The sequence below is a fragment of the uncultured Sulfitobacter sp. genome, assembly GCF_964021855.1.
Lineage (GTDB): Bacteria > Pseudomonadota > Alphaproteobacteria > Rhodobacterales > Rhodobacteraceae > Sulfitobacter.
On record NZ_CAXHZD010000003.1, the window covers coordinates 1 to 18,471 of the forward strand.

Sequence of the window (18,471 nt, forward strand, 5' to 3'; positions counted from 1 at the left end):
GGTTGACGGGGCTCGAACCCGCGACCCCCGGCGTGACAGGCCGGTACTCTAACCAGCTGAGCTACAACCGCGCGATGGGGGCGGAATAGGCCAAGGGCGCGCAGGGGTCAAGTGATTAACGCGTCGATATGTCAGGAATATATTTATGCCGCCGCGCGGGCCATTGCGGCGGACGGCAAAAGCATAAAACGCACGCGGTCAGCACCCCCGGTTGGGGATGAACTGACTGCGCATGTTTTGAAAAATGCAGCGGTGGCGCGGTTGACGGGACTCGAACCCGCGACCCCCGGCGTGACAGGCCGGTACTCTAACCAACTGAGCTACAACCGCCCACTGCACGCTTTGTCGTAAACTTCAAAGCGTTGGGTGGTCATAGGGTCTGGCCCTGCCCCCGTCAAGCGGGGTTTTAACCAGATATCGGGTTTTGGTGAAAATAATTTCATTGCCCCCGACAGCGCAGAAAAAAGCCCGCAGATTTCGCTGCGGGCCGTGGATTATTTTTCGGAGTATGTGCCCCAGACATGGTCTTTGGGCGGTGGCGGTAGCGCCTCTTTGTTGCTGCGCAGGCGGTGCATGTTCACCTTGGCGATAAAGTTGCCCGAAATGGGCGCTGTGGCGAACAGGAACGCCATCACCAGGATTTCATGTACCGACCCGTCGGAGGACTGAAAGGAATAGACCACCGAGGCCATCAGCAGCGCCCCTACCCCCAAGGTCGATGCCTTGGTCGGGCCGTGCAGCCGCGACATGCAATTGTCGAGCTTGATCAGCCCGATGGACCCCACCAGCGTAAAGAACGCGCCAATCACCAGCAATGCGGCGACGATTACTTCGGTTATTATGCCAAGATCATTCAATGATATCACCCCGCAAGACAAAGCGCGCGATGGCGACGGTGGACACAAAGCCCAACATCGCAATGATCATCGCGCTTTCAAAATATACCTGTGTGCCAAGGCGCATGCCCAGCAGGATGATCATCGCGATTGCGTTGATCACCATCGTATCCAGCGCCAGAATGCGGTCCCCGGTCGAGGGGCCTTTGACAAGGCGCAGCATCGCCAAAAGCTGTGACAGGGCCACCGCGACAAATGCAAAGTTCAAAGCCATCAGGATCATTCGAAAATCTCCTTTAGTCGGCGCTCGTAGCGCTGTTTGATGTCATCGCGCACCGCGTCCGGGTCTTCGGCATCCAACGCATGAACCAGCAGCGCTTTGCCATCTTCGGACAGGTCGGCGCTGACGGTGCCCGGTGTCAGCGTGATGGTGCCTGCCAGCATTGTAATCGCTTCGGGGGTGCGCAGGTCAAGCGGGATGACCACCCAGTGAGGACGCATGTTTTTGTTGCTTTTGAACAGCACGATCATCGCCACGACAACATTGGCGACAAGGATATCCCACATCACCAGCACCAGATAGGACAGCAGTTTGATGGGCCGCCCGACCGGCGGGCGGTCGGGCCAATAGGCGGCGGTGACAATGGGGATCAGCAGGCCAAGGATGATGCCGAACACCACGGTGCCCAGTTTGACCTCGTTGACCAAGACGCACCAGACGATGGCCAGCAATACGGTCAACAGGGGATGCGGAAACAGACGTGCGCGCATATCAGTTATCCTTTTTCGTGGCTGCGGGGGCTACGGTGTCAGACCCATGTGACCCGTCATCGCCATGGCTGTCGGCACCGTGATCTTCTTCACCGTGGTAGTCCTTGATCACTTTGCCCGGCGTGGTCAGCACCACCGCGATATAGCTTTCGGGATTGAACAGCTGCTCTGACGTGTCCGACAGCACGCGGGTGACCGGCCCTGCCCCGACCGTGATGGCCACCAGCAACGCCAACAATCCGCCGATGGATACCATGGGCAGTACCGATGTTGTCTGCGGCTCGGGCTCTGCCGTTTCTTCGGGTGGCGTATCGACGGGCTGATGCGCCTTCCAGAACACGATGCTGCCCGCGCGGGAAAATCCGACGATGGCGACCAGCGACCCGATCAGGATGGTGCCCCAAATCCACCACATCAGGTCAGAGGACCGCGCCGCATCCAAGATCAGCAGCTTGCCAACAAAACCCGACAGCGGTGGTAGGCCGGTCATGCCGATTGCAGCGACAAAGAACATGCCAGCCACCAACGCACCGCCCACAATCGGCGGGGCCACGTCAAAGCTGCTGCCAGCGTCGCCGCGGCGCGACCGGATCACATCAACCAACAAGAACAGCGCAGCGGCCGCAAAGGTGGAATGGATCGCGTAATACAGCGCCGCCGTCACACCCGTTGGCGTGAACACCGCAACGCCGGACAGCAACATCCCCATGGACCCGATAACGGAAAAGGCGACCAAACGGCCAACGCCCTTGGCCCCCAGTACACCCACCATACCCAATGCCACCGTCAGCAACGCCGCCGGGATCAACCACTGATCAAACAGGCCTTGGGTAATCTCAAGATCAGGGGGGAAGACCAGCGTGAACACACGGATGATGCAATAGGCACCGACCTTTGTCATGATCGCGAACAGCGCGGCAACAGGCGCCGGTGCCTCGGAATAGCTGGCAGGCAGCCAGAAATGCAGCGGCAGGATCGCCGCCTTGACCGCAAAGACCATCAGCAACAACACGGCAGCCACGCGGATACCGGCGCTATTGGCCGCATCCAGCGTTTCCACACGCACGGCCAGATCGGCCATATTCAGCGTGCCTGTCTCGGCGTACAGCAAGCCAAGCGCAAACAGGAACAGGGTCGACCCCAGCAGGTTGTAAAGCACATATTGCGTCCCTGCCCGCAGCCGCCGTGACCCGCCGCCGTGGATCATCAACCCGTAGGATGCGATCAACAGAACCTCGAAAAACACGAAAAGGTTAAACATATCGCCGGTCAGAAAAGCCCCGATGATACCCATAAGCTGAAACTGGAACAGCGGGTGAAAATGCTGCCCGCGTTGGTCCCAGCCCGACCCGATGGCATATAGCAACACCGGCAAGGCCAGCACACAGGTCAGCAGCACCATCAAGGTCGACAGACGGTCCGCGACCAACACGATGCCAAACGGTGCCGACCAATTGCCTAGCAAATACAAACTTACGGTGCCATCTGATGCCTGCCAGAACAGCCCAAGCGCCAGGGCGAGCAACACCAGTGATCCGGCAACCGAGAAGACCCGTTGGATCGTCAGGTGATACCGCGCCACCAGAACCAGCAGCGCCGCCAACATGGCTGGCACCAAGATAGGAAGAATCAGCCAATGGGTCATGCCGCGTCCTCCTTGGCTTGATCCGCGTGGGCATCGGGGTCGTTCACCATATCATCGTCCGAGCTTAGGTAAGACCCGACCGCGATCATCACGATCACCGCCGTCATGCCGAACGAAATCACAATCGCCGTCAGCACAAGCGCTTGGGGCAGCGGATCGGTATAGACCTCGACCCCGTCGCGCAAAACGGGCGGCGCGTTCAACGCCAACCGGCCCGAGGCGAACAGAAACACGTTCACCGCATAGCTTAGCAACGATGTGCCGATGATCACCGGGAAGGTACGCAAACGCAGGATCATATAGATACCCGCAGCGGTCAAAGCGCCGATGGCTGTGGCAACAAGAAGCTCCATATCAGCTCTCCCCTCCCGTTACTGTTTCGGTACGGGACGGGTCGATATCCATGGCATAATCGCTTTCTTCGATTCCGGCGCGACGTCCCAGCCGCGAGAAGCTTTCCAGCGACAGCATCACCGCACCGACAACGGCCAGGAACACCCCGAGGTCAAAGCCCATGGCGGTGGCCAGCTCGAACTCCTCCATCGGAGGGATGCGGAAGTAGCCAAAGGCCGAGGACAGGAATGGTGCGCCTGCGAACCATGCGCCGATGCCAGTCAGGCCTGCACATAGCACCCCTGCCCCGATGATCCCGTGATAGGGATAGCGCTGGCGGCGGTCCGCCCAGCTGAACCCGCTGGCCATGTACTGCATCAGCACCGCAATCGCGACGACCAGACCGGCGATAAAGCCGCCACCGGGTTCGTTATGACCGCGCAAAAAGATAAAGACGCCAACCATCAAAACCAGCGGCATCAACACGCGGGTCAGCACAACCATCATCAGCGGGTGTGCATCGCCCGCGCGGGCTTCTTCGTATCCACGGTTCAGCAGGCGCGCGCGCACAGGCCCCGCCAGCAAGGTTTCGGTCAGCGCATAGATCACCAGCGCGGCGATCCCCAGCACGATGATTTCACCAAAAGTATCAAAGCCACGGAAATCAACGAGGATCACGTTCACCACATTGGTACCGCCGCCGCCCTTATAGGAATTGGCCAAGTGGTATTCAGAGATCGACGTGATCGGGAAATCGGACATCAGCATCGCATAGGTCAGCCCCATGGCCGCGACGCCCCCCGCCAGCGCCAGTATGATATCGCGGGTGCGCTGCCCCGCAGTCGATTCCACCGGCGTCACGTTGGGCAAAAAGTTCAGCGCCAGCAGCAGCAACACAATCGTCACCACCTCGACCGAGATTTGCGTAAGCGCCAGATCGGGCGCCGAGAAATAGTTAAACCCGACCGACACCATCAACCCGATCACGCCCATCAAGATCAGCGTGGCCAGACGGTTATGGTGGACAGTGACCAAGAACGCTGTCGCAAGGATCAGCATCAACCAGCCCGCAAAGCCAACCGGCGTGATCGCCAGCATGTCACGCGTCGGGGCCGCATTCACCCCCGTGAACCACGCATGTGCGCCGATGGCAATCACCGTCGCAGTGAAAATCGCGGCATAGCGGGTAAAGGAATTGTTGTGCAAACGCTCCGCAACCACATAGGCAAGCGATACAGCTGCCGCGATGATCCGGTCAAAGATATCCTTGGCCTCGGGGCGCGGTGTGGCGGCCCAAAGTTTTGCCAACGGTGCAAATGCCGCCAGCAGGATCAGGCCACCGACGACGGCGATTACCGACATCCACAGCGCAGGCACCAACCCGTGCCAGATTTTGAAATGCGCATCAGGGACGACGGCGGCGTTTCCGATCACCGCTTGGGTCACGATTTTTACGAAAGGTTCGGCCAGAAACGGCGCGACACCGATCAGGATCACCGGAATGATCAGTAACGCAGGTGGCAGCAGCAGACCGACCTGCGGATCATGGGGCGTGTAAGGATAATCATCGCGCACCGGGCCCAAAAACGTATGGGCGACAAAGCGAAAACTATACCCCGCCGAGAACAACGCGCCCAACGTCGCCACCGCAGCCACCAGATAGGGCGAACCGAACAGCGTTGTGTGATACGCCTCTTCCAGCATCATTTCCTTGGATAGGAAGCCGTTGAGCAGCGGAATCCCCGCCATCGACAGTGCCGCAATCGTCGCTACGGCAAAAGTCAGCGGCATCAGGCGGCGCAAGCCCCCCAGCCGTTTCATGTCGCGGGTGTGCACCGCGTGATCGACAATGCCTGCCGTCATAAACAAGGCCGCCTTGAAGCTCGCGTGGTTCAGGATGTGGAACACCGCTGCCATCGCGCCAAAGGCGGTTCCCGTCCCCAAAAGGAACGTGATTAGCCCCAGATGTGACACGGTCGAAAACGCCAGCAGCGCCTTCAGGTCATCCTTGAACAAAGCAATCACCGCGCCCAACACCATTGTGATCAGACCGGCAGAGCAGACCAAAATCACCCAAAGATCCGTACCAGACAGAACCGGCCACAGCCGCGCCATCAGGAACAGGCCAGCCTTAACCATGGTGGCCGAATGCAGATAGGCCGACACTGGCGTCGGGGCCGCCATCGCGTGAGGCAACCAAAAGTGGAACGGGAACTGCGCGGATTTTGTGAAACACCCGACCAAGATCAGGATCAGCGCGGGCACATACAGAGGCGAGGCTTGGATCAGCTCGCGGTTTTCCAGAATAGTGGTCAGATCATAACTGCCCGCGATCTGCCCCAGCAAAAGCATGCCGCCGATCAACGCCAGACCACCCATGCCCGTGACAGTCAGCGCCATCCGCGCGCCTTGGCGCCCATCAGCCGTATGTTTCCAAAACCCGATCAACAGAAAGGACGACAGCGAGGTGAGCTCCCAGAAAACCAACAACATCAGTATATTGTCAGACAGAACGATGCCGACCATCGCGCCCTGGAACAGCAGCAGGTAGGTATAGAATTCGCCCATATTATCATCACGCGACAGATAGAACCGCGCGTAGGTGATGATCAGCAGACCAATCCCCAGGATCAGCCCCGCAAACATCAGCCCCAAGGGATCAAGGAACAGATTGACGTTCAGACCCAGCGACGGCAGCCAGTTCAGCTGCGCGGTCACCACCTCGCCGGCCAGAACGGCGGGGGCGTGGGTCGCAAGCCCGATCAAGGCCGAGGCCGTCACCAGAAATGTCATGATAAAGCAGCTTTGGCGACCAGCCTGAATCATCAGACCGGGCAGCAATGCGCCAAGAAACGGGAGGGCAATGATCAAAAATAAAGACATGGCCGCAATTATCAGCGAGGGGGGGCAAAACAACCAGCCCTAATTGACAGTTTTCCGACCAAATCGTCGTTTTTTCGACGATTTTTATGTAGCTTATACGCGACGTCCATCGTGCATCAAACAGCCGATAATCCGAGATAGGGTAACGGCTTGCGAATTAAAGGGGCAATGGGACTGCTTGGTGCAAAAATCAGGCGGCGGCGTGGATTTTACCACCCCACCGCGACCTTGGGCGCATCACCGTTGAGCATCGTCCTCATCCTCGGGCAACTGCCCCTTAAAGCCCGTGGCGACCACGAATTTCTCGGAACTGTCCTGACGGCTTGCGGGCGGCTTGATGTTCAGCACTTTGGTAAAGCGGCGTTTGAGCAACTTTTGCAGATCACCTTCGGCCCCACCGGCCAGAACCTTGGCCACAAAGGTGCCGCCCTCTTCCAGCACATCGAATGCGAAATAAGCCGCGGCCTCGCATAGGGCAATGATGCGGTTGTGGTCGGTTTGTTTATGCCCCGAACTGGACGCCGCCATGTCGGACATCACCACATCGGCCTTACCGCCCAACCAATCCTTAACGATTTGGTCGGCGTCGTCTTCCATGAAATCAAGGACGTGGAGTTCGCAGCCCGCAATCGGTTCCATCTCTTGCAGGTCGATGCCCAGAATGGTGCCGACGTTTTTGCCCTTTTTCTCGCCCAGCACATTGCAGCGTTTTACCGCGACCTGACACCAGCCACCGGGGGCAGCCCCCAAATCCACGATGCGCGCACCGGGCACCAGAAACCGGAATCTATCATCCAGCTCCATAATCTTATAGGCGGCGCGGCCACGATACCCTTCGGCATTGGCACGTTTCACGTATGGGTCATTCAACTGACGCTGCAACCACCGGGTCGAGCTCAGCTTGCGCCCGCGCGCCGACTTTACCTTGACCTTCAGGTCGCGCTGTCCGCGCCCTGATGTGTTCTTGCCGGTTGGGGTTTTGCCGCCCGAGGTATTGCCCGTTGGCGTTTTACCGGTTGGCGTCTTGCCTGTCGGGGTCTTGCCCGTTGGTGTTTTAACCATCAGCTTGGTCCTTCTTCCAAAACGCCATCCGCGCTCATCTGGGCGTATAGCAGCCCCTCGCGCAGACCACGGTCTGCAACACTTAATCTATTTGTCGGCCAGCACCGCATCAAGGCCTGCAAGATCGCAGCCCCTGACATGATTAACGCCTGTCGGTCTTGGCCAATACGCGGGTCGGCACGTCGCCCCCCCGGCCCCATCGCCAGATAGGAATGGATCACCTTGTCGATCTGGGCACTGCTCATCCGCAACCCGTCAACCTTGGTCCGGTCATAGCGCTTTAGCCCCAAATGGCTGGCAGCGACAGTGGTGACCGTGCCTGATGTGCCGACAATCTGAAAATGGTCTTGCGATTGCGTGGATTGATAGGGGGTAAAGTCGGTCAGGTTTTCCTCAAAGAACCAGCTCATCAGCGCGAAACGCGCGGCGTCGTCTTCGACGTCAGAAAACTGGTCACGCAAGGTGGCCACGCCCAAGGGGACACTGATCCAATCGACCACGCGGGCCTCGGGGACATTGGTCTTGGCCTGATGAAACCCGCCGTGCAACCGCATGATCGACCGCGCGCGATCGGCTTTGGGCACTTTCGAGATGTCAATCCAGACGAGTTCGGTCGACCCGCCGCCGATATCGACCACCAGCAGGTTATGGGTTTTCCGGTTCACCAAAGGCGCGCAAGAGATCACGGCCAATTGGGCTTCTTCCTCGGGTTTGATGATATCAAGCTTGAGGCCGGTTTCACGCTGGATACGCGCCATGAATTCCGCGCCGTTGCTGGCACGACGGCACGCCTCGGTCGCGACCAGACGCATCCGGCGCACCTTGTTACGGCGTAGTTTCTGCTGACAGATACGCAATGCCTGAATGGTGCGCGTCATCGATCCGCGCGACAATCGCCCGGTCTTCTCAAGCCCCGCCCCAAGCTGGACGGACTTCGAGAAACTGTCGACGACATGGAAACCGCTCCCCTTGGGTTGAGCGATCAACATGCGACAACTATTTGTGCCCAGATCAAGGGCCGCATAGAGTTCGGTCGATCTGGGCGGAACTGGCGCGGGGCTCAGAGCCGGCGGTGTATCGAGCGCGCCCGCACCTTTGGGACGCTGTGGCGCCATGGTTTGCGCCTTTCATTACGAGTTGCCCTGAAGGTAGTGTTTCTTGGGGCTAGGGGCAAGCGGGAAACGCCGACGTGAACGCCGCTTTATGCAATCTACCTCACAACCATCTTGAGAATTATGAGGGCGCACGCCCCTCGCCCCTTGGGGCTGCCCTGTGTACTGTAATGACGTCGCAGACGCCGTTTTGAGTGTCGAAAAACGGCGACGTGGACAGATCAACAACCGCTAGAAAAACGCTAGTGCAGTCAAAGGAATCGACCATGCCAGAAGTAACCATCGTCTATTGGCGTGATATTCCTGCCCAAGTGATTGTTGGCAAGGGCCGTCGCGGATCGAAACGGGCATTGCCCGAACGGTTTGAACAAGCGATTGACCGTGCCGCAATGAAGATCGGTGCCGACGGGTCAGATGACTATCTGGCCGAATGGCGCAAGGCAGCCCCCTATACTGTCGAGGGCGATCCCGATGCCGTCGCTGACGCCGAAGCCGCCCGCATTGACGCCGAATACGACCGCGACCGCATCAAGGCGCTGATTGCCAAAGACGGATGGGCCTAGCCCCGATGTCCCCCCGTTGATCCCTTTCATGAAAGACACGCTCATGGCCCTTCTCAACTTTCGACGCAAAGAAGCCCCTGCCCCCGACATGCCCAACCCGGCGGTCGAGGCGTTCTTGCAGGATTATTCCATCGAGGTGATGCCCCGCACCGCCGAGAAGGTAGAGAATTTCCGCGATCTGCTGCCCGCAGGCACCCGTGTCTATATCGCCCATATCGAAGGCACCCCCATAGAAGACATGGTCGCCACCGCTGCGCGCCTGAACGCTGATGGCTTCAAGGTCATGCCGCACATGCCCGCGCGGATCATCAAGGACAAGGCGACGCTGGAAAACTGGATCTCCATGTATCAAGGCGAGGCTGACGTGAAACAGGCGTTGCTGCTGGCCGGTGGCGTCACCACACCCCACGGTGATTTCAGCGATTCAATGCAGTTGATGGACACGGGCCTGTTTGACAAACACGGGTTTGAACGGCTGCATGTCGCAGGCCACCCCGAAGGTAACCGTGACATCGACACAGACGGCACCCGTCTGCGCGTCGATGATGCGCTGCGCTGGAAACAGGGGTTCTCTGAACGGACCGACGCAAAAATGGCCATCGCCACGCAATTCGCGTTCGAGGCCCAGCCGATCATCGAATGGGCGGACAGCCTGAAAGAGGCAGGTATCGATCTGCCGATCCATATCGGCATCGCAGGTCCGGCCAAGCTGCAAACCCTGATCAAATTCGCCATCGCCTGCGGTGTTGGCCCGTCCCTGAAAGTGCTGCAAAAGCGCGCGATGGACGTGACCAAACTGCTGCTTCCTTACGAGCCGACGGACGTGATCACCGAACTGGCCGCTCACAAGGCCGCCAACCCCGACTTTAACATCACCAATGTGCATTTCTTTCCGCTGGGCGGGATCAAGACGAATGCGAATTGGGCCATTGAAAACGGCGGGGCTTCTGCCCGACCTGCCAGCGCCGTCTGAACGCGTTTAACTGAAAGAAGAACCATGACCAGAACCGTCGTCGAATCCAAAACCAAAACAGCGATCATCGGCTTTGACGAGCCCTTCTGCGTTATTGGAGAGCGCATTAACCCCACCGGCCGCAAGATCCTGGCCGAAGAGCTGGAGCGCGACGATTTCAGCCGTGTCGAGGCGGACGCGATTGCGCAGGCCGCTGCCGGTGCGAATATCCTCGATGTGAACTCGGGCGCTGTGTTCTCGAATAAGATGGCCGAAGACCCCCGCTATGCGGATAACAACTTTGTCGAACCCACGTTGATGCGCCAGCTGATCGAAGTGGTGCAGCGCGTGGTCGACATTCCGCTGTGCATCGACAGCTCGGTTCCCGGTGCGCTGGAAAACGGTCTGGCCGCTGCCGAAGGGCGCCCGCTGTTGAACTCCGTCACCGGCGAGGAAGAGCGCCTTGAGCTGGTGCTGCCGCTGGTCAAGAAATACAACGTGCCGGTCGTCGCGATCTCGAACGATGACACCGGCATTTCCGAAGACCCCGATGTGCGGTTCAACGTCGCCAAAAAGATCGTGGAGCGCGCTGCTGATTTCGGCATTCCCGCCCATGACATCGTGGTTGACCCGCTGGTCATGCCCATCGGTGCCATGGCGACCGCAGGCCATCAAGTGTTCACCCTTGTGCGCCGCCTGCGCGAGGAACTGGGCGTCAACACCACCTGCGGCGCGTCCAACATCAGCTTTGGCCTGCCCAACCGTCACGGCATCAACAACGCGTTCCTGCCAATGGCCATGGGCGCGGGCATGACATCGGCGATCATGAACCCGATCGCCCTGCCCGTGAACCAGACCAAAATCGCGGAGCACAAAGCGTTGATCATGGCCGCTGGCATCATCCTGCCCGAAGATATCGACGACGAAACATTCGTGACGCTGTTCGGTCTGGGGTCCACCAAGGCGACCCCCGGCAAGGAAATGGAGGCCATCCGCGCCGCCAACTTCCTTTATGACCGCGATCCGAATGGCACCGCATGGATCAAGTTCAACAAAGTCGCCCCCAAAGCCGGCCAAGAAGGCCGCGGCCGCGCAGGTCGTGTCGGCGGGCGCCGTCGGGGGTAAGGTTCCGCTCGATGATTTGATTTAGAAAGCCCCTGATGGACGATAGTCTTTCAGGGGTTTTTCATTGAGGGTACCCGCATATTATGTCGGGCCGCGATGCGCGAATAATCCGTGGTTTAAAACACTTGAGCCAAAAGAAGCTTAACGAAAACTTAACCGTTACGGCATATCTCAAAAGCCAAATACCCTTGAAACACACCCTAAATCATCAAATGCTCTACCTATAGCTGATCGCACATAACTTGTGATAGAGTTGGTGGCCTAGTCAAACGATAGGAAGCAATTTGATTTTCCCATTTGCAATACACGTGTGCTTATTCTCTGGGTTTGCGTTGGTAATAACGTTCTTACCCAAGCCATATCGCGCAGTGTTCTTCTACGCCTATCTATCGATCATCTTGGTCATTGGTGGGTTTTTGGGGAACTTGTATTCCTTGCCTATCGCCGACGGAATTGTCGTCAGCGGCGGGAACCTCGCATATGGCGCCCTCATGATGACCTCGGTTTTATTCGTGCTGGTAGAGCGCGACATATTCGTATTGCGACGGATCGTTTTCCTCGTCGTTGCGGTGAATGTATTCAACATACTACTAATGTTTGTGGTCGCAGATACCCTGTCCTCTCCGGACACGCTCAACCCGCATGGTACATCTGCCGCGTTGTTTGCAACATCAATACCGTTCATCATTTTAGGTGGCACTTTGATCGTTCTGGCATTGGGCATCATGCTTTATGTCTTTGAGCTGATAAAGCGGGCCACACAGTCGCCAATTCTGGGATTGATCGCCTATCTCATCGTATTCATTGCAATTCTTTGCCTAGATGGCATTGCGTTTCCTCTTATCGCTTTCGGCACCTCGAAAGAGGTCATTGCAATGGTCGCGGGCGGCCTGACAGGCAAGCTGTTGACCGCGACCGCGTATAGTATGGCAATTTTGACCTTCTACGTGATCTCTCCAACGCGGTTTTCAGAATACTTGAAACAAAACGTTTTCAATTGGGGCACGCTGCTTAGGTCAAGCAGCGACATCATAAAAAGCATCGCACAAAAAGATGAACAGCTCAGCCGGACGAACTCGCAGATCGCCCATTCGGCTGAGCTTGCCGGGCTTGGCTACGGTGTTTCCAATAGAAAAACAGGTAAGATTGTGGACTGCGATGAAGCCTATGCAAAAATGCACGGGCTGAAGGTCGACGACCTTTTGTCGCTTGATATTGATGACGATATGATCGGAAAGATCGTTCACCCAGACGACCGCCAGAAAGCCATTGCAGATCGGGACACCGTTTACGGAATGCAATCTGCCATCAGCGAGCTGCGGTATGTGATGCCCGACGGGGAAATTCGCACCCTCCGAAAAATCTTCTCACCGATCAACGCATCAGATGAAGAGTGCGACCTTTACGAGGTCGTTGGCCAAGACATCACTGACACAAAACGCCTCCAAGAGCAGCTTTTCAAAAGTCAAAAAATGGACGCCATTGGAAATCTAACCGGCGGTGTTGCGCATGATTTTAACAATCTTCTCGCCGTGACCTTGGGAAATCTTGAGCTGCTTCAAGATGAGATTACCGATGCGGATCAAAAGGAGCTTTTGAACAACAGCATCACCTCGACGTTGCGGGGCGCTGAATTGACGCGAAACATGCTGAGCTTTGCAAGGAAGGCCCAGCTGGAACCCACAACGGTCGATCTCAATAGCCTTATCCGAAACATGAAAAACTGGATCGGGCGGACTATACCTTCAAACATTGACGTCAAAACCTCCCTTCTGGACGGGCTTTGGGAAACCGAGATCGATGCAAGCTCTGCTGAAGCTGGTATTCTGAACCTTGTTTTGAATGCCCGTGACGCGATGCCAGACGGCGGAAACCTGACGATTGAGACGACGAATGTCATCATTGATGATGACTATGTGGAATTGCGCGATGAAGAGGTCGAGCCCGGTCAATATGTGCTTGTCGCCATCAGTGATACTGGCGAAGGCATCTCAACCGAAAACCTGAAACACGTCTTCGAGCCCTTTTTCACAACCAAGCCTGTTGGTTCAGGATCTGGATTGGGGCTCTCGATGATTGAAGGGTTCATGACGCAATCCAAAGGCATGGTTCGCGTCTACTCTGAATTGGAGGTTGGAACCACGTTCAAGCTGTATTTCAGGGCCTCCGAGGTTGCAAAAGCCAACGTTTCGGCACCTCAAGACCCAGTCGTTCATATCGATGCAGAAAGCGGCCCGACCATCTTGTTGGTTGAGGATAATTCAGACGTCTTGACGGCCCTTCAGACGACACTGACGAAACTTGGCTATCGCGTTGTTCAAGCGACCTCGGGTGACGCTGCATTCAAGATTTTCACGTCTGAGCCAAAGATCGATTTGCTGCTGACAGATATCGTCATGCCCGGGGAGTTACAGGGAACAACTCTTGCAAAAGCACTGCGAAAATTACGTCCCGACCTCCCCGTCGTGTTCATGTCAGGCTACGCGAGCGAGGCGACAGTCCACGGCAATGGCCTCAGACCTGAAGATATCCGGCTTATGAAACCTGTTCGGCGAGACGACTTGGTGCGCGCGGTCAATAAGGGGCTGTCGATGCTTAGCAAACAAGGGCCCGAAAAGGCAGATCGCGCATAATATCGGGAAAATGGTGAACCCAGCTGGATTCGAACCAGCGACCTCTGCCTTCGGAGGGCAGCGCTCTATCCAGCTGAGCTATGGGTCCGTCTAGGGGCGGTATAGCTAGGCACGCCGCCCCCTGCAATTACAAAATCAAGCCGATTCAAACCCGTTGACCTGAAACCCTTGCGTCATCACGCGAACAAGTCGTGCGCCAGTTCTAGCGCCTCGATCAGCGTGTCGACCTCGGCTTCGGTATTATACATGCCAAAGGACGCGCGGCAGGTGGCGGTTTGGCCCAGATGTTGCATCAGCGGACCACAGCAATGCTGGCCAGCGCGCACGGCAACGCCCTTTTTATCCAGAATGGTCGATATGTCGTGGGCATGCCCTGCCCCGTCCAGCGTAAAGCTGAAAATCGCGGCCTTGTCGGGCGTTGTGCCCTGCACCTGAACCCAGTTCAAACCTGCCAGACGTTTCACCGTATAGTCGCGCAGGCTGGCCTCGTGGGCGGCAATGTTCTCCATCCCGACGCCCATCATGTAATCAAGCGCAACGCCAAGGCCGATGGTCTGGACGATGCCGGGGGTGCCCGCCTCGAACTTCATCGGAGCGTCGTTATAGATCACATCTTCTTTGGTGACTTCGCGGATCATATCGCCGCCGCCCATAAACGGGCGCATCTGCGCCATGCGGGATTTCTTGATATAGATAGCACCGGACCCGGACGGGCCATAAAGCTTGTGACCGGTGATCGCATAGAAATCACAGTCAAGATCCTGCACATCCACCGGCATATGCACGGCAGCTTGGGACCCGTCGACCAGAACCGGCACGCCCTTGGCATGGGCGCCCGCGGTGATGGCTTTGATGTCCACGACCGTGCCCAGCACGTTTGACACATGGGTCACTGCAATCAGCCTGGTCTTGGGTGTGATCGCGTCCAGCACGGCCTGCGGGTCCAGCGCGCCTGTGGCATCCACATCGACCCATTTGATCACCACGCCCTGACGTTCACGCAGGAAATGCCATGGCACGATATTGGCGTGATGTTCCATGACGCTTAGGATAATCTCATCACCCGGTTGGAAATTGGGCATGGCCCAGCCATACGCCACCAGATTGATGCCTTCGGTCGTGCCCGAATTGAACACGATTTCGTCCTCATCTGCCGCGTTCAGAAACTTGGCGATGGTGCCGCGCACGGATTCGTAATTGTCAGTCGCTAGATTAGAAAGATAGTGCAAGCCACGGTGAACATTGGAATATTCGTGGCTATAGGCATGGCTGATCGCGTCAATCACCACCTGCGGCTTTTGCGCGGATGCACCGTTGTCCAGATACACCAGCGGTTTGTCATTCACCGTGCGTGACAGGATCGGAAAGTCGCTGCGGATTTTGTTGACGTCATACATTTGGCGCTACTCCTTAGGCGAAGATGCCGATTATGGACAAAAGAAAGCTAAGCCCCAGCACGATCACGGCCATGGAAATCAGCAAGGTTCCCACTGCGCGGGCCAAACTATCAAACCTGTGGGCGGCGGCGATGAAATTTGCCAAAATCCAGATCCCCAGAATGCCTGTCACCACCGACAACAGGAACGACAGGCTTGGGGCCACAAACATCACCACGAAGATTATGATTTGCGCAAGTATTCTAAGAAATTGCAAAAACAGGATGACCGACAGAACGTCGCTTAGTCCGCCCGTGCCGCCAATGGCGCGCCCGGTCCAGTACAGCCCGTGAACGGTGATGACCAAGACACCTGCCAGCAACAGAAAAATCGCCAGGGGGCTGGCGAAAAACATCGGCATCGCTGCGGAGGGTTGCAGCAAAACACTCAGCGAAAAGACCAAGGTGTTGACCGCGGCCGCCAATGCGAGGCCCGTCCACAATATGTCGCGGCTCAGGTGCCAGCCCATAATCTGTTCTGCCGCCTTGCGCGGTTCGCGCACCGATAGAACAATCAGTTCGGCCAGATAAAAGCGCAGATCAGATAGATTCATTTTGATTGTCCATATGCGACCCGCAAACCACTGATCCAAAACCACAAAAATACGCAAAGCCAGATCAGGCCGACGAGCTGCAATTCTATGCCGGGTCCGATGAACCCCGCCGTCAGCCCATGCAGCAAGACCAAAGGGCTGGAGGCCAACAGCGCCCAAAACAACGCCAGTCGGGTGGAATAGCCGGTTGGATTGCCGCGCAGTAGCTTTAGCACCAGATAGGTCACCGCCGCCAAGCCATATAGCAAAAGCGGCGCGATAAAGAGCCACGCCATCAGCGCGGCCCCCAGCAGCATGTTCAGCTCTGTGCCGTCAATAAACGCCTCGCGGGCAAGGCGCGGTGTTTGCGCGACGAAAAAGATCAGGCAGGCCACCATCAGATAGATCAGGTTACGATCTTCTCGGGTGCCCTGCCCCAGCAGCCGCGAAATCACGGCCACTGGGTTGCGATAACTGACAACGATGTCGCGCGTTGCCGTCATCAGGCTGCGTGCCGCTCAAGCCACGATGCAAGGCGACCTGTGACCTCTTCACGCAGGGCTTCATCTTCGACTTCCAACACCGCTTCGGCCAGGAATGCCAAGGTCAGCAGATCGGTCGCCGTGCTATGCGGTACCCCACGCGAACGCAGGTAAAACAACGCGTCCTCGTCAATCGCACCCGAGGTCGAGCCGTGCGAACACGCCACATCATCGGCGTAAATCTCAAGCTCGGGCTTGGCGAGGAACTGGCTGTCTTCATCCAACAGCAACGACTGGCTGATCTGATAGCCATCGGTCTTTTGCGCACCAGCTTTGACCAAAATCTTGCCTTGGAACACGCCCGTGGCCCCGTTGCGCAGCACCTTTTTGAACACCTGACGGCTTTCGCAATTCACGGCGTCATGGGTGATAAAGATCGTGTCGTCATGGTGGAAATCACCGCCATCGCCGACGCAGGCACCGGCCACATGGGCCGCCGCATCATCGCCGGTCAGTTCAATCACGCAGTCATTGCGGGTCATCACGCCATTGGCGGTCAGGGTAAAGGACTTGAAAGTCGATTCCGTACCAAGACGCGCGAAGATATGCGTGGCGGCACGTTGTTCATGATCGCGACCTTGAGCGCGCACGTGGTGGAATGCGGCTTTGTCAGCGACTTCAACCTCAAGCACACCGTTGAAGCGCGCGGCGACCGGACCATTTTCCAGTAAGGTCATCTCGGCCCCGGCGTCCAGCTTGATGCAGTGGTGCAGCATCGCGTCGGCTGTGGTCGATGTGCGACGATAGATGATGTTCACCGGCTTGGACGGCTTGCCCGTCACATGGATCAACACACCATCAGCGGCAAAGGCCGTGTTCAGCGCGGCCAAGGGGCGCGGTACAGGGTTCTGACCGTTGTTTTCCAGCACGCCATAGAGGTCACGCGCCCAATGCAGATCAGATGTCGCTTCGGCAAGGCGTTCGATCGTGATCCCTTCGAGCGCCAGATCATCGGATGCTTCGGCGTCAAAAACACCATCCACGAACACGACTTTCAACCGATCCACATCACCAAACAACACTGTGTCGTCGCTGTCGCGCAGCGCAGCAGGAACCGCCTGCGCCTGAACAAGCGTATCTGGCCGCGTGTATTTCCAATATTCGTCGCGCCGCCCGGGCAGGCCCATGGCCTGTACCCGCGCCAGCGCATCACGACGTGCAGCGTCCGACCACCCGCCTTGGGGCATGTCGAGCGTCGCAATCATCGCGTCGGTCGGGGTTTGTTTTACAGCTGCTTCGGCCATTACGCCACCTCGGCAAGGATATCCGCATATCCGTTGTTTTCGACTTCCAGCGCCAGTTCAGGACCACCGGTTTTGATGATCCGGCCATCTGCCATGATGTGTACGACATCCGGTTTGATGTGGTCCAGTAGACGTTGGTAGTGGGTGATGACCAAGAAACCGCGCCCTTCGGTGCGCAGCGCGTTCACGCCTTCGGCGACCAGTTTCATCGCGTCGACGTCCAGACCGGAATCGGTTTCATCCAAGATGCACATCTTTGGCTCAAGCATGGCCATCTGCAGGATTTCATTGCGCTTTTTCTCGCCGCCCGAGAAGCCGACATTGACCGGACGTTTCAGCATATCTGCGTCGATCTTCAGTTCTTTCGCACGGGCACGCACGACTTTGAGGAACTCAGCCGCCGACATTTCTTCTTCGCCACGCGCCTTGCGCTGTGCGTTCACAGCGGTGCGCAAAAAGGTCATGTTGCCCACACCGGGGATTTCAACGGGGTATTGGAATGCCAAGAACAGGCCGGCAGCGGCGCGTTCTTCGGGGTCCATTTCCAGCAAATCAACACCTTCAAGGCTGGCAGAACCGCCTGTCACTTCGTAGCCGTCTTTGCCGGACAGCACATAGGACAGCGTCGATTTACCAGAGCCGTTAGGACCCATAATCGCGTGTACCTTACCGGCTTCGATCTCCAGATCGACACCTTTAAGGATTTGCTTGTCTTCGTCTTCGAGTTTGACCTTCAGGCCTTTGATGCTCAGCATGGGAGGCTCCTTTTCTTGCGCTTTTGCGCTGCAATGACAGTGAATAG

General features: G+C 57.3%; 17 protein-coding genes and 2 tRNA genes. 4 read left to right on the top strand and 15 right to left on the bottom strand.

Annotated features, from left to right (window positions below; genetic code table 11):
• Nucleotides 1-253: 253 nt before the first annotated feature.
• From AADJ11_RS10555 to AADJ11_RS10595, 9 genes are all read right to left on the bottom strand, one after another.
• Nucleotides 254-330, bottom strand: a tRNA-Asp gene (locus tag AADJ11_RS10555).
• A 164-nt stretch (nucleotides 331-494) separates the two neighbouring features.
• Nucleotides 495-857, bottom strand: coding sequence for a Na+/H+ antiporter subunit G (locus tag AADJ11_RS10560; RefSeq protein WP_341234493.1), 363 nt, complete (start codon nucleotides 855-857; stop codon nucleotides 495-497).
• The gene (locus AADJ11_RS10565; protein WP_219580533.1) at nucleotides 850-1,119 is read right to left on the bottom strand and encodes a K+/H+ antiporter subunit F; all 270 of its coding nucleotides are present in this window, start codon (nucleotides 1,117-1,119) and stop codon (nucleotides 850-852) included. The genes AADJ11_RS10560 and AADJ11_RS10565 overlap by 8 nt, the downstream gene beginning before the upstream one ends.
• Entirely contained in the window at nucleotides 1,116-1,607 is a 492-nt protein-coding gene (locus AADJ11_RS10570; RefSeq protein WP_341234494.1) for a Na+/H+ antiporter subunit E, read from the bottom strand. Before AADJ11_RS10570 ends, AADJ11_RS10565 begins: the two co-directional genes overlap by 4 nt.
• Before the next feature lies 1 nt (nucleotide 1,608).
• Nucleotides 1,609-3,252, bottom strand: coding sequence for a monovalent cation/H+ antiporter subunit D (locus AADJ11_RS10575; protein WP_341234495.1), 1,644 nt, complete (start codon nucleotides 3,250-3,252; stop codon nucleotides 1,609-1,611).
• The gene (locus AADJ11_RS10580) at nucleotides 3,249-3,605 is read right to left on the bottom strand and encodes a Na+/H+ antiporter subunit C (RefSeq protein ID WP_341234496.1); all 357 of its coding nucleotides are present in this window, start codon (nucleotides 3,603-3,605) and stop codon (nucleotides 3,249-3,251) included. Before AADJ11_RS10580 ends, AADJ11_RS10575 begins: the two co-directional genes overlap by 4 nt.
• 1 nt (nucleotide 3,606) lies before the next feature.
• Nucleotides 3,607-6,468, bottom strand: a complete 2,862-nt coding sequence (locus AADJ11_RS10585; RefSeq protein WP_341234497.1) for a monovalent cation/H+ antiporter subunit A — start codon at nucleotides 6,466-6,468, stop codon at nucleotides 3,607-3,609.
• Nucleotides 6,469-6,705: 237 nt separating this feature from the next.
• Nucleotides 6,706-7,530, bottom strand: a complete 825-nt coding sequence (locus AADJ11_RS10590; RefSeq protein WP_341234498.1) for an RlmE family RNA methyltransferase — start codon at nucleotides 7,528-7,530, stop codon at nucleotides 6,706-6,708.
• Nucleotides 7,530-8,645 carry a Ppx/GppA phosphatase family protein gene (locus AADJ11_RS10595; RefSeq protein WP_341234499.1) on the bottom strand — a complete coding sequence of 372 codons (1,116 nt, stop codon included), beginning with the start codon at nucleotides 8,643-8,645 and terminating at the stop codon, nucleotides 7,530-7,532. The genes AADJ11_RS10590 and AADJ11_RS10595 overlap by 1 nt, the downstream gene beginning before the upstream one ends.
• A gap of 263 nt (nucleotides 8,646-8,908) precedes the next feature.
• Between AADJ11_RS10595 and AADJ11_RS10600 the strand changes: the two genes are divergently transcribed.
• The 4 genes from AADJ11_RS10600 (at nucleotide 8,909) to AADJ11_RS10615 (ending at nucleotide 13,915) form a co-directional block, all read left to right on the top strand.
• Nucleotides 8,909-9,205 carry a virulence factor gene (locus AADJ11_RS10600; RefSeq protein ID WP_341234500.1) on the top strand — a complete coding sequence of 99 codons (297 nt, stop codon included), beginning with the start codon at nucleotides 8,909-8,911 and terminating at the stop codon, nucleotides 9,203-9,205.
• Nucleotides 9,206-9,248: 43 nt separating this feature from the next.
• On the top strand, nucleotides 9,249-10,178 hold the full coding sequence (locus AADJ11_RS10605) for a methylenetetrahydrofolate reductase (RefSeq protein WP_341234501.1): 930 nt from the start codon (nucleotides 9,249-9,251) through the stop codon (nucleotides 10,176-10,178).
• A gap of 24 nt (nucleotides 10,179-10,202) precedes the next feature.
• On the top strand, nucleotides 10,203-11,282 hold the full coding sequence (locus AADJ11_RS10610) for a dihydropteroate synthase (RefSeq protein WP_341234502.1): 1,080 nt from the start codon (nucleotides 10,203-10,205) through the stop codon (nucleotides 11,280-11,282).
• A gap of 368 nt (nucleotides 11,283-11,650) precedes the next feature.
• Nucleotides 11,651-13,915: a response regulator gene (locus AADJ11_RS10615; protein WP_341235007.1), complete on the top strand. Its 2,265-nt coding sequence runs from the start codon at nucleotides 11,651-11,653 to the stop codon at nucleotides 13,913-13,915.
• Between the two features lie 11 nt (nucleotides 13,916-13,926).
• On the opposite strand, the gene AADJ11_RS10620 is transcribed toward AADJ11_RS10615, so the two are convergent.
• The 6 genes from AADJ11_RS10620 to sufC all read right to left on the bottom strand — a co-directional run bounded on the left by AADJ11_RS10620 (nucleotide 13,927) and on the right by sufC (nucleotide 18,424).
• Nucleotides 13,927-14,003: transfer RNA gene (locus AADJ11_RS10620), tRNA-Arg, on the bottom strand.
• Nucleotides 14,004-14,091: 88 nt separating this feature from the next.
• Nucleotides 14,092-15,312 carry a cysteine desulfurase gene (locus AADJ11_RS10625; RefSeq protein ID WP_341234503.1) on the bottom strand — a complete coding sequence of 407 codons (1,221 nt, stop codon included), beginning with the start codon at nucleotides 15,310-15,312 and terminating at the stop codon, nucleotides 14,092-14,094.
• A gap of 13 nt (nucleotides 15,313-15,325) precedes the next feature.
• Nucleotides 15,326-15,904 (bottom strand): Yip1 family protein, encoded by a 579-nt coding sequence (locus tag AADJ11_RS10630; protein WP_341234504.1) that lies wholly within the window; start codon nucleotides 15,902-15,904, stop codon nucleotides 15,326-15,328.
• Complete coding sequence (locus AADJ11_RS10635; protein ID WP_341234505.1) at nucleotides 15,901-16,386, bottom strand: YIP1 family protein; 486 nt, start codon at nucleotides 16,384-16,386, stop codon at nucleotides 15,901-15,903. The genes AADJ11_RS10630 and AADJ11_RS10635 overlap by 4 nt, the downstream gene beginning before the upstream one ends.
• Nucleotides 16,386-17,669: a SufD family Fe-S cluster assembly protein gene (locus AADJ11_RS10640; protein ID WP_341234506.1), complete on the bottom strand. Its 1,284-nt coding sequence runs from the start codon at nucleotides 17,667-17,669 to the stop codon at nucleotides 16,386-16,388. Before AADJ11_RS10640 ends, AADJ11_RS10635 begins: the two co-directional genes overlap by 1 nt.
• Complete coding sequence (sufC, locus tag AADJ11_RS10645) at nucleotides 17,669-18,424, bottom strand: Fe-S cluster assembly ATPase SufC (protein ID WP_341234507.1); 756 nt, start codon at nucleotides 18,422-18,424, stop codon at nucleotides 17,669-17,671. Before sufC ends, AADJ11_RS10640 begins: the two co-directional genes overlap by 1 nt.
• Nucleotides 18,425-18,471: the final 47 nt, after the last annotated feature.

Coding starts and splice junctions, on each gene's coding strand:
- sufC (WP_341234507.1), bottom strand. CDS start 18,424: ATGCTGAGCATCAAAGGCCTGAAGGTCAAACTCGAAGACGAAGACAAG.
- AADJ11_RS10610 (WP_341234502.1), top strand. CDS start 10,203: ATGACCAGAACCGTCGTCGAATCCAAAACCAAAACAGCGATCATCGGC.
- AADJ11_RS10640 (WP_341234506.1), bottom strand. CDS start 17,669: ATGGCCGAAGCAGCTGTAAAACAAACCCCGACCGACGCGATGATTGCG.
- AADJ11_RS10580 (WP_341234496.1), bottom strand. CDS start 3,605: ATGGAGCTTCTTGTTGCCACAGCCATCGGCGCTTTGACCGCTGCGGGT.
- AADJ11_RS10590 (WP_341234498.1), bottom strand. CDS start 7,530: ATGGTTAAAACACCAACGGGCAAGACCCCGACAGGCAAGACGCCAACC.
- AADJ11_RS10570 (WP_341234494.1), bottom strand. CDS start 1,607: ATGCGCGCACGTCTGTTTCCGCATCCCCTGTTGACCGTATTGCTGGCC.
- AADJ11_RS10635 (WP_341234505.1), bottom strand. CDS start 16,386: ATGACGGCAACGCGCGACATCGTTGTCAGTTATCGCAACCCAGTGGCC.
- AADJ11_RS10585 (WP_341234497.1), bottom strand. CDS start 6,468: ATGTCTTTATTTTTGATCATTGCCCTCCCGTTTCTTGGCGCATTGCTG.
- AADJ11_RS10630 (WP_341234504.1), bottom strand. CDS start 15,904: ATGAATCTATCTGATCTGCGCTTTTATCTGGCCGAACTGATTGTTCTA.
- AADJ11_RS10575 (WP_341234495.1), bottom strand. CDS start 3,252: ATGACCCATTGGCTGATTCTTCCTATCTTGGTGCCAGCCATGTTGGCG.
- AADJ11_RS10600 (WP_341234500.1), top strand. CDS start 8,909: ATGCCAGAAGTAACCATCGTCTATTGGCGTGATATTCCTGCCCAAGTG.
- AADJ11_RS10595 (WP_341234499.1), bottom strand. CDS start 8,645: ATGGCGCCACAGCGTCCCAAAGGTGCGGGCGCGCTCGATACACCGCCG.
- AADJ11_RS10565 (WP_219580533.1), bottom strand. CDS start 1,119: ATGATCCTGATGGCTTTGAACTTTGCATTTGTCGCGGTGGCCCTGTCA.
- AADJ11_RS10605 (WP_341234501.1), top strand. CDS start 9,249: ATGGCCCTTCTCAACTTTCGACGCAAAGAAGCCCCTGCCCCCGACATG.
- AADJ11_RS10625 (WP_341234503.1), bottom strand. CDS start 15,312: ATGTATGACGTCAACAAAATCCGCAGCGACTTTCCGATCCTGTCACGC.